The organism is Faecalibacterium sp. Marseille-P9590 (assembly GCF_017377665.1).
Lineage (GTDB): Bacteria > Bacillota > Clostridia > Oscillospirales > Ruminococcaceae > Faecalibacterium.
This window is the reverse complement of the sequence record NZ_JAFREF010000009.1, coordinates 99,102-113,379: the sequence shown is the minus strand read 5'-3', so window position 1 is coordinate 113,379 and position 14,278 is coordinate 99,102. Positions and strand designations below refer to the sequence as shown.

The following is a 14,278-nucleotide window of genomic DNA, read 5'->3' as shown; positions in this document are numbered from 1 at the left end:
TTCGATTTCGTTCTTATTGGCTACCTGTGCTATTGACTTTGCTTAATTGGTCTACGGCTATGAACGCCTTTTGAATTGCAAAATGATTTTTCGGTTGCTATACTGGACTTATCAAAATCTTTTCGGGAGGATGCCGCAATGAGCGCACAGACAATGCTGATCAGGAACCGACCTTGCCGCATTTACGGCGAAGCTCATGCAGAATACCTGCTGCTCCAAATGACCGGCGAACACGAGTTGCAAAGCATGGATGACGAAGTGGCTGCTATTGCACAAAGCAACCGAAAGTATCTGTTTGCAGCCATTCCGGTGGAAAACTGGAACGATGCACTTTCTCCGTGGGAAGCCCCTGCTGTGTGGGGAAAGCAGGGTTTCGGCGGCAATGCTGGGGACACCCTGCGCTTTCTGACGGAGCAGGTCATCCCCACACTGGAGCAGCGGTATCCTCTCCCGGAAAACGTCAAAATCATTCTGGGCGGCTACTCGCTGGCCGGGCTGTTTGCTTTGTGGGCATCCACCCAGACCGATTTGTTCTACGGTGTCGCCGCCGCTTCTCCCTCTGTGTGGTTTCCGGGTTGGATGGAGTTTGAACAGCAGCACCCGATGCAGGCACAGCACGTTTATCTGAGCCTTGGTGACAAGGAAGAGCGCACGAAAAACACCGTCATGGCTGCGGTGGGCGATGGAATCCGCGCCCTGCACAGCCGGCTTACAGAGCGTGGCGCAAACTGCACCCTTGAATGGAACAGCGGCGGGCATTTCAAAAACGCTGACCTGCGCACGGCGAAAGCATTTCGCTGGGCGATGGAGGAACATACAGGACCATTTTGATTGATGCAGACGGCTGCCCGGTGGTGGACCTGACATTGCAGATCGCAAAGCAGTTTGATGTTCCTGTTATCCTGATCCTGTGGGTCATCAAAATGTTCTAAACCGTACAGGATCGGCACGGTTTTTCGGGACTGCAAAGGTCTAAAGTCCCCAAGCGTCCAACTTACAACAAAAATGAGACAGGCGACCCACCTTTCGGGAAGCCTGTCTCATTTTTCCGTTGGGGGCTATTTGCATTGCTGAGAAACAGCCCGGTTTGGAAACTCAGTGATTGAAGGAGAACGAGGGATTACTTAAAGGCTGATATCCTTTCCGCCATTGAGCTTGCTGAAAGCCAGCAGAGAAATGACGGTGAGGATGGTCATAATGGTGGACAATGCGGCTGCAGTGCCGTAGTTGCCGCGGATGACCTCGGTATAGATTGCTACCGTCAGGGTCTTGGTCTTGCCAGTATACAGGATGATGGCGGTGGACAGTTCACTGATCATGGTGACCCAGCTCAGGATAGCACCAGAGATGATGCCGGAAGCCATCATGGGAACCGTGATGCGGAAGAATGCCGTCATCTTGGAAGCGCCCAGCGAGATAGCAGCTTCCTCAATGCTCATGGGGATCTGCTGCAGGATAGCCACCGACGAGCGGATGGTATAGGGCAGACGCCGGATGATGAGGGCTACTACCATGATGAGCATGGTGCCGCTGATGAGGAGCGGGGGCTTATTGAAGCCGATGAGCAGTGCGATGCCAAGGACCGTGCCGGGCACGATGTAGGGGATCATCGAGAGGATGTCCACCACGTTGGTCAGGGCATTGCGGCGGCGCACCACCAGATAAGCGATGAGAACAGCCAGCAGCACGATGACGACCAGTGCCAACAGGGGGATGATGATGGTATTCTGAATGCTGCGACCCAGCTTGCCGATGGCGGTCTGGTAGCTCTGCAGCGAGTAGCCGTCCACGAAGATCTTACCCTGCGTGTTCTTGAACGAGGTGTAGATGACGTAGGCCTGCGGCATGATGGCGATGCCCACTACAAGGTAGACGACCAGATGCACCAGAGCGTTGATGCCCTTGCGAGCCTCCCGCTCCTCCACGGGGTGCATACTGTTCAGAGCGAAGGCGTTCTTGTTGGAAACGTACTTCTGGACGAGGAACACCAGCGTGGTGATGACGATAGCGATGACGGCGATAGCGGCTGCAAAGCCGTCGCTGCCGCCCACCTCGTTGATGAACTCGGTGTAAAGGACAACAGGGAAGGTACGGTAGCCCTCACCGATCAGCATCGGGGTGCCGAAGTCTGCAAAGGATCGCATGAACACCAGCAGAGCCGCAGCCAGCAGGGTGGGCATGATCAGGGGCACGACCACTTTGAAGAAGCAGGCAATGCCAGAGCATCCGAGGTTTTCAGCCGCCTCGATGAGGGAGTTGTCGATGTTCTTCAGTGCACCCTTGGCGTAGAGGAACACCAGCGGGAACAGCTGGAGCGTCATGACCAGCACGATGCCGCCGAAGCCGTAGATGTCCGGGATGGCGATGCCGAGGTTTTTGAAGAAGGTGGTAATGATACCGCTGCGACCCAGCAGCAGGATCCATGAGTAGGCACCGATGAAGGGAGCCGACATAGATGCCACCACAATGAGGATATTCAGCACTGACTTGCCCTTGATCTTAAAAATCGTGAACAGGTATGCCAGTGGGGTGCCAATGGCGATGGAGAGCACCGTCGCTGTGATGGACACCTTGAAGCTGTTGATCAGGGTATCGAAATAGTAGCTCTTGGAAAAGAACTTCGTGAAATAAGCCAGCGTGAAGCTGCCGGTGTCGGGGTCCAGTACAGACTGGCGGATCAGGTATGCCATCGGGTAAAGCAGGAACAGTGCATAGAGTGCGATGGTCCCCAGCGTAATGGCTCCCCAGACATCAAGACGGAACTTATTATTGTTTTTCATAAGCGTCGCTCCTGATGAGATTGGTATCGCCGTCCTTGGTAAAGACGTTGATCTTCTCTTTCTTGACCTTCAGCAGCACCTTCTCGCCCTTCTTGAGACCCTCGCCAATGGAGGACTCCTCTACGATCTCCACCGAGTCGCCCTGATCGGTGTCAATGGTGTAGTGGGTGTTGAGACCGAGGTAGGTGCATTCCTGCACGGTGCCGTGGATGCCATCGGTGCCGTCCTTGCAGATAATGAATTCCTCCGGGCGGATGGAACAGCGCACATCCTGCTCGGCAGCCTTGTCCAGAGCGTCGATGTGCTCATGGTAGCCGTCGGCAAAGGTGATGATGCCGTCCTTGACGTGGGCATTCACGATGTTGGTGCGACCGATAAAGGTGGCAACGAAGACATTCTTCGGGCGCTGGTAGATGTCGCGGGGAGTGCCAACGTGCTGGATGACGCCGTCCTTCATAACGGCGATACGGTCGCTGATGGCCATTGCCTCTTCCTGATCGTGGGTGACATACACGGTGGTGATGCCAACGCTCTTCTGGGTGTGGCGGATGACGCTGCGCATTTCGACACGGAGCTTTGCGTCCAGATTGGAAAGCGGCTCGTCCATCAGCAGCACATCCGGCGAGATAACCAGTGCGCGAGCCAGTGCAATACGCTGCTGCTGACCGCCGGAAAGCTGGTTGGGCATCCGGTCGGCATACTGCATGATCTGCATCAGGTTCAGAAACTCATCCGTCCGCTTCTTGATCTCGGCCTTGTCCACCTTGCGGTTTTTCAGACCGAATGCCACATTGTCCCGGACGGAGAGGTTCGGGAAGATGGCATAGTTCTGGAACACCATGCCGATGTTGCGCTTGCTGGGGTCCATATCGTTGATGCGCTTCTCGTTGAAGAAGATGTCGCCGCCCTCAATGGAGTTGAAGCCTGCGATCATACGGAGAAGGGTGGTCTTGCCGCAGCCGGAGGGACCCAGCAGGGTGAACAGCTCACCATCTCCGATCTCCAGATTCAGGTCCGGGATGACCGTATTATTCCCGTAGCGCTTTACTGCGTCTTTGACTGATATTCTGCTCATACTAGCCTCCTGCTGCCCTTTGAATTACTTGCTCTGCAGATCGGTGAAGATCTCAGTGTACTTGTCCACCAGCTCTGACTTGTGGGCGCTGACGTAGGGAATGTCCTCCTCGATGACATTGATGTCTGCCATCGGGGTCATGGCATCGTTGGTGGCAGCATCCTTCATAACAGGACGGTTGGTCAGGGTGCTGCCCCAGATGTTCTGGACTTCCTCGCTCAGGATGAAGTCAATGAACAGTTTGGCATTGTCCATGTTCTTTGCGCCCTTGATGATGGTGGCGGAAGCAGGAAGGAAGACAGTACCTTCCTTCATGTAAACGATCTTGACAGGTGCGCCGTCCAGAACCAGCTGAGCACAGGGATCCTCATAGGACAGACCCACCACATACTCGCCATCGGCAACTCCCTTGTAAACGCCGCTGGAGCTTTCGCAGATCTTGCCGTCCACATTCTCAAACAGGTCGTGGACGTACTGCCATGCCTTATCGTCCTCGTAGCCGCCCATTGCAAGCAGCATATTGGTCAGGTGTGCGAAAGCGGAAGAGGAGTTGGCGGGGTCGGCAGTGGCGATTTTACCCTTCAGGGCCGGGTTCAGCAGATCTTCGTAGCCCTCGATCTTGATGTCACCGATGAGGTCGGTGTTGACGATGAGGACGCTGCCGTCCAGCACATTGCCGGTGATGAAGCCGCACTTGTTCTTGTAGGCGTCGATGACGTTTGCATCATTGGCGGAAACATACGGCTCCCACAGATCCTCGTTGGTGTACATCAGCGACCAGGAGCCGCCGAACAGGACATCTGCGTAGGGATCGTTCTTCTCGGACTGGATACGCTTGACCAGTTCGCCGGTGCCGGCCTGAATCAGCTCGACGTTGACGCCGTATTTCTCCTCAAACAGAGGAATGGTGGCGTTCAGCAGGCCCTCAGAGTTGGGCGAGTAGATCACGAGGTCGCCGCCGCCCTGTGCAGCAGTACCAGAAGCGGCAGTGGAAGCAGCGGTAGAACCGGCAGAAGAGGTGCTGGCGGAGGAGCCGCCGCAAGCGCTCAGAGCAGCAGAAGCTGCGATAACACCGGTAGCCATCAGGAACGAACGACGAGAAATCTTTTTCATAGTAAAAACCTCCATTTTTTACCTGAAACCTTTCGATAGTCCCATTTTAATGCTTATAGCACAAAAATAATACTCAAATTGCAGAACAAATGGAAAAAATACCGAACAGCGGCTGTTCGGTATTTTTTCCTAGACACTTATTTCAAGGTGCTCTGGTACTCCCGCACCGAGCAGCCTATGTATTTTTTGAAAACGTGGTTAAAATATTTGTACTCACCAATGCCGCACTCCCAGCCGATTTGGGAGATGGGCAGTTTTCCTTTCCGGATAAGTTCCAGAGCGTTCTGAATACGGCAGCGGTTGAGGTAGTCAATGACCGTTGTGCCAAGCTCTTTTTGAAACTTCTGGTTGATGTACCGTTCCGAGTAGTGGAACTGTTCCTGAAGGTCAGCAAGTGTTATCTTGCTTTGGTAATTCTCTTTCAGATAGGCTACGATGCGCAGCACCAGCGGGTCAGTGACCTTATCTTCGCTTAATGGCGGCAGAGCTGTCCGGCTGCGGACGGCCTCTGCCTCGTCCTCCCGCTGTTGGAGGTACTGGTTATCCCCTGCAAGGCGGACAGCCTTCTCCAGCGCAGTACGCATCTCGTCCATGTCGAGGGGTTTGAGCACATAATCCGATACGCCGTTCCGGATAGCCTGCTGGGCGTACTCGAACTCCGAGTAGCCTGTCAGGATGATGGCAATATAGTTGAATTTCTCCCGGGTGTCGGCGATCATCTCAAGACCGTTTTTTACCGGCATGGTAATGTCGGTAATGACAATGTCAGGCTGCAGTTCAGCGATCTTTTCTTCACCTACTGCCCCATTCTCTGCCTCGCCCACCACCGAGCAGCCGCACTCCTCCCACGGTACCGAGTAACGAATGCCCTTGCGGATGATCTCTTCATCTTCTACCAGTAGAACGCGATACATGGTTTACATTCCTCCCAGCCGGAGCTTGAGTTTCACAGTGAAGCCTTCGCCCTCGGTGCTGTCGATGGTCAGTCCGCTGTCACCGCCGTAGCCCAGCCAGATGCGACGGTTGATGTTCTGCAGACCATTGTGCTCGATGTTCACTTCATCCGAGCGCAGGATGTCTCGCAGCTGTTCCAGCATTGTCTCGTCCACGCCTCCGCCGTTATCCTCTACCGTGAAATAGAGCGCATCCTCCCCCAGCCAGCCCCGTACCCTTATATGGATACGTGGCTTCTTCTGGAATCCATATTTGATGCTGTTTTCCAGCAAGGGCTGTAAAAGCAGCTTCGGGATGATGAACTCCATGCAGGCGTCGTCGATGTCGATCTCGTAGGAGAAATTTGCACCGAAGCGGGTGGACTGGATCACAAGGTAATCCTGCAGATATTTCAGATCATCTTTAACAGGGACATTGTGCTTTGTGTTGTTGATGCTGTAGCGCAGGATGCCGATAAACCGTCCGATCAGCTGCTGGGCTCGCTGGGGGTCTGTCGGGATAAGATAGCGGATATTGTCCAGCGTATTATAAATAAAGTGGGGATTGATCTGCGCCTGAAGATTCTGCATCTCCATCCGGTTGTTCACTTCGGCAAGAGCGATGTTGCGCTGGCTCAGCTCTTGAATGCTGCGAACCATCTTGTTGACCTGACGGGCGATCTCCTCGATCTCATCGCCGGTGTCGATCTCGATGATGTGATCAGGGTCCTCCTTGCGGATGATGCGGATCTCCCGCACGAGGGTGTCCACCGACTTTACCATCTGCTCAGTCATAGCGTGCATGATACGGGCGAACATTGCCGCCCAACTCAGTCCCAGCAGTACGATCAGGAGCAGCCCCACGAAAAGATAACTGTAATTCGTGGGCGAGTAGATGAAGGAGTAAGCCAACACCGTGCCGTTTTCCAGCGAGCGGCTGCTGCGCAGATAGCGGTTCCCGTTCACTCGCACATACTGCGCCGCATCGGCGGGCAGATACTTGTTAGCGTTCTTCTGGGAGAGGAAGGAGGAGTTTGAACAGGTAATGACATCACCGTTGGATTTGGTGAGGATGGCATCGTACTGGTACTGGCTGAACAGTTTTGTCCAGTCGTTCTCATTCAGATAGACTGCCGCAGCACCCTGATATTCGCCATCCCGGTAGAGCGGATGTATCATAACGTATTCTGAGCTGTTGGCTCGGAAGTGGTAGACCGTGGTGTAGACGGTCCGCATAAGATGGCAGGCGTTGTCCACGGCGATGCCGTTAAATTCCTGCCGATGGAGATTCATCTCTCCCTCCGAAAAGGTTGTGAACCGAACATTTCCCTTGGAGTCGGTAAGGATGAGCTGTATCTCCACAAGAGCCGAGACGTTGTAATGGCTGATAAGATAACGCAGGTTGTCCTGATCATTCCGCAGCTCGGAGAGGAACAGCTCAGTGTGTCCAGCGTCCAGCAGAAAGGCTGACGTGTTATTGTACACCTCATGGAAGGTGGCGGCGACACTCTCCAGATGGTCTTCCCGCCGGGCGTTCTGGTTGAGAGCATTCACAGCAGCGATTGCAATGCAGAACAAAAGACATCCCAGCAGCAAGCTTGAGATCAGCTTACGGGAGACGCTCTGCTCCAGCTCCTGCTGAAAGCGGCTCTTTTTGTAGGTGCGATCGGGGTGACTGTGATCCATACTTTTTTCGCTCCTGCTCTTCGACAAACTTTGCCATACTTCGATTATAATGCCTTGAATCAGATGAGTCAACGGGCGTGTTGCTGTCATTTTTATTGCATAACACAAAAAAACTGCTCGGAACGACCTTCTCCTATCGTTCCGGGCAGTTTCATCATCACCCTCAACCGTAACGGTGATGGTTTCGCCCTGCTTGATGCCAAGGCCCATGACTGCCATGAAACAAAGAGACTGAGAAAAAGGCTGACCCTGCCGAAGCAAGCAGGTATGCACAGTGTGCACAGGATATTCTGAAAGCTTTCGTCTGCACAGGCGATGATGGAGGGGCTGGGCTATGGCAATGCGTCAGCATGATGCCATACGCCCCAAAGACAGGGGGGGATGGGCGATGTTCCGGCAAAAAAGAATGGACAGACGAATAAAATTCATCTGTCCATTCGATTTGGCGGAGCATCAGGGAGTCGAACCCTGGCACCGGTCTCCCGGCCTATCGCATTTCGAGTGCGACCTCTTACGACCACTTGAGTAATGCTCCATATTCACAATACGGCTTAATTATTATAGCAAAATCCCGCCTTTCCGTCAACTGGAAATACAAAAAGCCCTTTCCCTTGTGCTTGACAGGCAGAACGGGGTGTGCTATATTTATTTCAAATTTGAAGTATACACTCAAAGGAGAACCTATGGCACAGAATCGACAGGATATGGGCAGCGGGCCAGTCAAGCCCCTGCTTTTGCAGTTGATGATACCCGCCGTGGTGGCGCAGGTGGTCAATCTGCTCTATAACATCGTAGACCGCATTTACATCGGCCACATCGAGGGCATCGGTGCGGCGGCGCTGACGGGCGTGGGTCTGTTTGCGCCGATCCTTATGCTCCTGAACGCCTTCGCCATGCTCATCGGCGCGGGCGGTGCGCCCCGCACGGCCATCGCGCTGGGACAGGACAATAAAGACGAGGCCGAAAAAATCATCGGCAACAGCTTTACCATGCTGCTGTTTTTCGCTGTGGTGCTGACGGCGGGCTTCTATGCCGGTGCGCCCGCCCTGCTGCGGCTCTTCGGTGCCAGCGACGCCACTCTCCCCTATGCGGTGGCCTATGGCCGCATCTACATCCTCGGCTCGGTGTTCGTGCTGCTGGTCATGGGCATGAACCCCTTCATCACGACCCAGGGCTTTGCGAAGATCAGTATGCTCACGACGGTCATCGGCGCAGTCATCAACATCATCCTCGACCCCATCCTGATTTTTGGTCTTGGCTGGGGCGTCCGGGGTGCGGCAGTGGCGACGGTGCTCAGTCAGGCCGTGGGTGCCTGCTGGATATTGAAGTTCCTCACCGGCCCCAAGACCATCCTCAAGCTGCGGAAAGAAAACCTCAAAGTGGAGCGGAACATCATCCTGCCGGTGCTGGGGCTGGGCATCTCGTCCTTCGTCATGCTCTCGACGGAGAGTTTGCTCTCCATCAGTTTCAGCTCCAGCCTCGCCCGCTACGGCGGCGATGTGGCTGTGGGCGCGATGACCGTCATCACCAGCGTGTCCCAGCTCTGCACCATGCCTATTCAGGGCATCTGTCAGGGCGGCCAGCCGGTCATGAGCTTCAACTTCGGCGCAGGCAAAAAGCCCCGCGTCAAGGAGGCGTTCCGCTTCCAGCTCACCCTCTGCTTCGGTTATACCACCCTGTTCTGGCTGCTCATGATGCTGGTCCCCGGCGTGGTGGCGGGCATCTTTACCTCGGATGCCGCCCTCATCGAATACACCACATGGGCCATGCGCATCTACATGGCGGGCATCCTCGCCATGGGCGTTCAGATCGCCTGCCAGCAGAGTTTTATGGCGCTGGGTCAGGCCAAGGTCAGCCTCCTGCTGGCCTGTCTGCGGAAGATCATCCTACTTATCCCGCTGATTTTTATCCTGCCCTGCTTCACGGCAGATAAGTGCCTCGGCGTCTTTCTCGCCGAGCCGGTCAGTGATATTCTGGCAGCGACCATTACAGCCATCACCTTCTTTTCCCGCTTCGACAAGATACTGGACAAGGGTGCCGGGAAGGTATGATTCGCAGGAAATAAAAACAGCCCGCGGACGGACAAAAATCCGGCCTGCGGGCTGTTTTTGTGTCAACGGTAGTCGATTTCAGAAAGAGTGATGCGTGGCTTTTCCGTGCCGGTCTTTTCGCACATCAGGTCGAGCTGCTCCTGCAGGTAAGGCACCCGGGTGCTGACGTCCGGGAACTTCGGTCCCAGAATGACTTCGTCTAATTGGAGAGGAAAAGGTGTCTGCACGAAAAGCCACGGTTTGTCGCTGTCGGTATGGAGGATGTTGTCCTTCGTCTGGTAGATGACCCGCAGCTCCTGCTCGTAGCTGTAGCTGCTGTCTTTGAAGAGGTAGAGGACTTTCCCTAGGACATCATCGAGATAACGGCGGTCCTGTTCTGCGATTTCCTCGGCGACATTGTGCAGTTCCTGGAGCTGTGAATTTATGGCGCGGCAGGAGCGGGAAAGCTTTTCATTGTCTTCGTTCAAGACTACATACGAGTTTCCCTGTTTCCGAAGGTAACAGACGTGATAGAGAACAGGCTCGGCTTCTTCTTCCATCCATTTTGATGCTTTCCAGTCGATGACAAGACAGCAGCCTCTGGCGTGGTCGCCATACATTTCCCACATGGGCAGGTAGTCGATGCGGGGGCTGAAGCATTTTACAAATACAAAGGGAACATCCAGAGGTTTGCGGCCTTTTTGAAGTGCTCCATACGATGGGCCGTAAATTGCTTTTTGCAGAGTTTTACCTTCGTTTGGGTCATTCATGTAGGAGAGATGCATCACCGTCAGCTTCCCCAGCCGGTCAGCGGTGTCGTCCTCTTCGGTACATTTTTCGGGGAGCATATAAGAAAAAACTTCTGCCGATGTATAATAAGCGATTTCCTCCGCATCCTCCTCAGCGTTCAGTTCATCTAAAAGAAGTTCCGAAAGATATGCAGCTTTTGCCAGCCTCAGATAAGAGTCGAAGCACCATATCCCCGACTTCCATGTCATATGCGCTGCATAGCGAGAAAGAATAGAGTAACCGGTATCCTCAAGCAGGCGGGATTTTTCCATGATAGCGACTTCCCAGCGCTCCCTGTCAGGGTCATCATAAAGACGGGCAAGCTCAGGGAGGAGACGCTTTCTCGTTATGACGATGAACATCAGCAGTGCCAGACGGTTCCGGTGGAGCCGCCGAGGGTTGGGTGTGTCCAGCACTTCCTTAATGGCCGCAAGAAATGCATCCAGATTTTTCGCGCGGGAAGCAGCCGAAGCTTCCGGGTCGATGATACGATTGTACCGTTGAAAATAGGTCGGCGAATCGGAAGAAACGCTGTAGGGATAGGGGGCGCCCTTCAGGATACGGGTGTAAAGCTCATACTGGCGTGAAAAAGAAATGAAATAGCTGTCATTGAAGTCTTTCGCCGGCTTTCCGGCAGGGTCGATCTTCCACGACAGGGCCGCCAGCCCGTAAAACTTCAGGGCTTCCTCAGTATTGAGCTCCAGAAACAAAAAACGGTCTGCCTGTCGGATATAGAGTCTGTCAAAGTTGGGAAGAAATGTTGATTTGGCAAAGTTTTTATTCTCGCTCACAGCGGTATGCCATTCTGTGACTTCTTCCCATACAGTATCTTCGCAGCCGTAGCAGAGCAAAGCCTCCGTTAGCGCACACAGGTCAGCTTTGTTTCCGAGGCCATGTTTGATGCAAGCACAGTAATTATAAAAATCATTTTCCAAATCGTTTACGAATAACAACAGGTCTGGCTTTTTTGTATGTGAGCGTTTTCTCGTTCGGATGGTTTTGCTTTCTTCATCCGAAAAGGACAGCCCGTATTTTTGAATCTTCCATAAAACACCTGCTGCGTGGCCGAGAGCATTTTTCTCATCACCGGGAAGACTCCCGAAATCATCGTGCTCATAATCCTCTGTCACGATGCTGACCCTATCCATAAACTCCGGATGCGGATTCAGCGTCAAAAGCTCCTCATAAAGCTTTTTATCATATTCGAATTCCAGCAGTGGATATTTCATCTTTTCGTCCGGCATGGAGCATCCTCCTTTTTACGTCCTTTCAGTGAGCATTCCGCACATGACTTCCACGCACTGTGGGTCGAACGCATGTCCGGCACACTCGCGGAGGGCCGCGGCGATTTGGGCGTCCGTCTCGCCCCGGCGGCGGTGGCGGTCGGTGAAGTCGGCCACAGCGAGGATGCGGGACAGCAGCGGGATGGCCTCGCCCTGCAGCCCCTCAAGGTAGCCGGTGCCGTCGTAATTTTCGCGGTGATACCGCACGGTCTCGGCCACCCGGTCTACGATTTGGAGTTCCTGAATGATGCGGCAGCCCCGCTCTACATAGGTCTTGTAGAGCTGGTACTGCTCCTCGGTGATGTTCCGCTGCAATACCACATCATCGGGCAGGCCCACGGTGCCGACCTCGTGCAGAAGGCCCGCATAGTAGCCGTCCCGGCAGGCGGCCTCATCCAGACCCATCCGGCGGGCCATCTCCTGCGTCAGCTCCGCAGTCTGCTGGCAGTGGAGGTCGATTTCGGGGATCTTGGAGCTGAGGGCGCTGTACATGGCCGTGATGACCTTCAGCGACATCTCCGAGAGTTTGCCCTTCTCCGCGTCGATGCGCTGCTGCAATAAAAGATGGCGTTTGGCCTTGTCCACCCAGTAGCGCTGGATGGAGAACATGATGATGTAGGCCACCCCGAGGATGCAGATATAAAGGAACGGGAAACGGCGCACGAAGCTCTCGCCGTAGAGGGCGGCGGGGTCGGGGATGAGCCCGCCGCGCAGGCAGGCCATCACCCAGAGAAAGCCCAGAAGGTTGATAAAAGTGCCGTCCACGAGGCCCAGCGCGAAGGTGCAGGAAAAGGAGAATATCAGCAGGAAAAACCAGCTGAAATACCCCACATAAGCCTTCTGGAAAAGCAGGGCGCTGCCGGCCAGAAACGCCAGCGCTGCACCCAGCTCCCGCGCCCGGCTGGCACTGCGGCGGGACAGAAAGAGGTTGACGCCGTCCAGAAGCATCATGCCGCCCAGCAGAAGATAAAACGGCAGCGGCGCGCCGTACAGAAACCCCAGCGGCAGATGTACCAGCCAGAGCAGACCCACGACGAGCTTGGTGTAGAGGACCAGCTGCGGGTCGCCATGGGGGACGAGTACCGTCTCGCGCAGTCGTTCAAGCGTATCCTTGTTCATAAAACATCCTTTTGGCGCGTCACGGCACCGCTATCTCTCCGCTTTCCAGCAGCTCCACCACGGCCTTGACCGCCGCAGGCTCGAACTGCGTCCCGCTCAATTTCCGGAACTCTCCGATGATGTAGTCCCTGTCGCAGTGGCCGCGGTAGCACCGGTCGGAGCCCATGGCGTCCAGCGCATCGGCGACGCTGATGATCCAGACCATCTCCGGCAGCTGCCCGCCTTTCAGCCCGGCGGGGTAGCCTTTGCCGTCGAACCGCTCGTGGTGGTAGCTGGCACCGCAGTCGGCCTGAGGCAGAAATTCCAGCCCCTCGAGAATTTTTCGGCCCCAGACGGTGTGCTGCTTCATGATGTCGAACTCCTCGTCCGTCAGCCGGGAGGGTTTGTTGAGGATGGCGTCCGGCACGGCGATCTTTCCGATGTCATGGAGCAGGGCGCTCCGGTAGAGGCTGTCCAGCTCCTCGCCGGCGAAGCCCATATGCGCCCCGATGAGGCGGGCATATTCGGCCACCCGGTGGGAGTGCTCGCTGGTGTAGCGGTCTTTTTCGTCTATCATCTGGCTGATGGCGGCCACAGAGCTCACCATCAGCTGCCGGGCCTCGCAGATGGTGGCATGGACCTCACGTTCCATCTCTTTTTCGCTCTGTTCCTGCTGGATGCGGTAGTGTTTGTAAAAGATGTCCGCTGTTATCATCAGCAGACAGAACGACCAGTAGGCTGCGGGGTAGAAAAGCGCATAGTCCCGGCGGTAGAGTGTGCTGCCGACGAGGGGACCCAGCCACAAAAAACAGGTGGCCGCGAGGCCGTAGGCCGTGCAGAACGGCAGGCCGATGGGCAGCCCCGACTGCACGAAAAGAGTAGCCGGCATCAGGAAGAACCACAGGTTCTGGAAGCCGTCGTTCTCGTTCCAGACCAGAAGCAGCAGGCCTATGAAGATAAGGGCCGTGTTTGAGAACATGACCAGATGCTTTTCGTTTTTCGCCCGGGGCAGCAGCCACTCCACCATCAGCAGCACAAGGCTGGTGAGCCCGGTGAGGACGAAGACGACGGGCTTGTCGAGGCCGTTGCAGCTGAAATTCAGCGCAAAAAGCACGACGACAGCCAGCGTCAGCACCTGGCGCAGGTAGTCTGAGTCCAGCGTAGAATGCTTTTCGTAATGATATACTTCCTTGAGAAGGGGCCAGATGCGGTAAAGCATGAAAATGTCGCCTCCGAACGGGCCGCGCGGGCGGCTGGCTGCTGTATCTTATATTACAATATTTTTATTATACAACGAAATCTGGACGATGAACAGATGGAATTTCAGAATGACTGTATGCATCAAAAATACATCAGCAAAGAATTTTGGGTATAAGAGCTAGGAATCGAAAGGAAGGCTTGCGGAAGGCTTCAAAAACTAATCAAACGGGTCACTTTGTACAAACATTGCCTGAAAAATTTGTGCTTGAATCTAATTGCGGGATGAGAAAAT

At 54.7% G+C, this 14,278-nt stretch carries 10 protein-coding genes and 1 tRNA gene; 2 read left to right on the top strand and 9 right to left on the bottom strand.

The genetic code is table 11. The features are described 5' to 3' along the window. Positions 1 to 138: 138 nt before the first annotated feature. Positions 139 to 831, top strand: a complete 693-nt coding sequence (locus tag J3349_RS10630; RefSeq protein WP_347565008.1) for an alpha/beta hydrolase-fold protein — start codon at positions 139 to 141, stop codon at positions 829 to 831. A gap of 293 nt (positions 832 to 1,124) precedes the next feature. Here the strand turns inward: J3349_RS10630 and J3349_RS10625 are convergent, their stop codons facing one another. From J3349_RS10625 to J3349_RS10600, 6 genes are all read right to left on the bottom strand, one after another. Further along, positions 1,125 to 2,780, bottom strand: coding sequence for an iron ABC transporter permease (locus tag J3349_RS10625; RefSeq protein ID WP_207677397.1), 1,656 nt, complete (start codon positions 2,778 to 2,780; stop codon positions 1,125 to 1,127). Next, the gene (locus tag J3349_RS10620; protein ID WP_207677396.1) at positions 2,767 to 3,855 is read right to left on the bottom strand and encodes an ABC transporter ATP-binding protein; all 1,089 of its coding nucleotides are present in this window, start codon (positions 3,853 to 3,855) and stop codon (positions 2,767 to 2,769) included. The genes J3349_RS10625 and J3349_RS10620 overlap by 14 nt, the downstream gene beginning before the upstream one ends. Positions 3,856 to 3,879: 24 nt before the next feature. Beyond that, complete coding sequence (locus tag J3349_RS10615) at positions 3,880 to 4,968, bottom strand: extracellular solute-binding protein (RefSeq protein ID WP_158402073.1); 1,089 nt, start codon at positions 4,966 to 4,968, stop codon at positions 3,880 to 3,882. 137 nt (positions 4,969 to 5,105) lie between these two features. Further along, positions 5,106 to 5,882: a response regulator gene (locus tag J3349_RS10610; RefSeq protein WP_207677395.1), complete on the bottom strand. Its 777-nt coding sequence runs from the start codon at positions 5,880 to 5,882 to the stop codon at positions 5,106 to 5,108. Between the two features lie 3 nt (positions 5,883 to 5,885). Beyond that, entirely contained in the window at positions 5,886 to 7,586 is a 1,701-nt protein-coding gene (locus J3349_RS10605; protein WP_242699622.1) for a histidine kinase, read from the bottom strand. 443 nt (positions 7,587 to 8,029) lie between these two features. After that, a tRNA-Ser gene (locus J3349_RS10600) sits at positions 8,030 to 8,121 on the bottom strand. 148 nt (positions 8,122 to 8,269) lie between these two features. Here J3349_RS10600 and J3349_RS10595 point away from each other — a divergent pair. After that, positions 8,270 to 9,637, top strand: coding sequence for an MATE family efflux transporter (locus J3349_RS10595; protein WP_207677393.1), 1,368 nt, complete (start codon positions 8,270 to 8,272; stop codon positions 9,635 to 9,637). 62 nt (positions 9,638 to 9,699) lie between these two features. On the opposite strand, the gene J3349_RS10590 is transcribed toward J3349_RS10595, so the two are convergent. Genes J3349_RS10590 through J3349_RS10580 form a run of 3 tightly spaced genes read right to left on the bottom strand, consistent with a single transcriptional unit; the run spans position 9,700 to position 14,005 of the window. Then, positions 9,700 to 11,649, bottom strand: coding sequence for a DUF2971 domain-containing protein (locus tag J3349_RS10590; protein ID WP_207677392.1), 1,950 nt, complete (start codon positions 11,647 to 11,649; stop codon positions 9,700 to 9,702). Positions 11,650 to 11,664: 15 nt separating this feature from the next. Then, positions 11,665 to 12,807 (bottom strand): HD domain-containing phosphohydrolase, encoded by a 1,143-nt coding sequence (locus J3349_RS10585; protein ID WP_207677391.1) that lies wholly within the window; start codon positions 12,805 to 12,807, stop codon positions 11,665 to 11,667. Positions 12,808 to 12,826: 19 nt separating this feature from the next. Then, positions 12,827 to 14,005 carry an HD-GYP domain-containing protein gene (locus J3349_RS10580; protein WP_207677390.1) on the bottom strand — a complete coding sequence of 393 codons (1,179 nt, stop codon included), beginning with the start codon at positions 14,003 to 14,005 and terminating at the stop codon, positions 12,827 to 12,829. Positions 14,006 to 14,278: the final 273 nt, after the last annotated feature.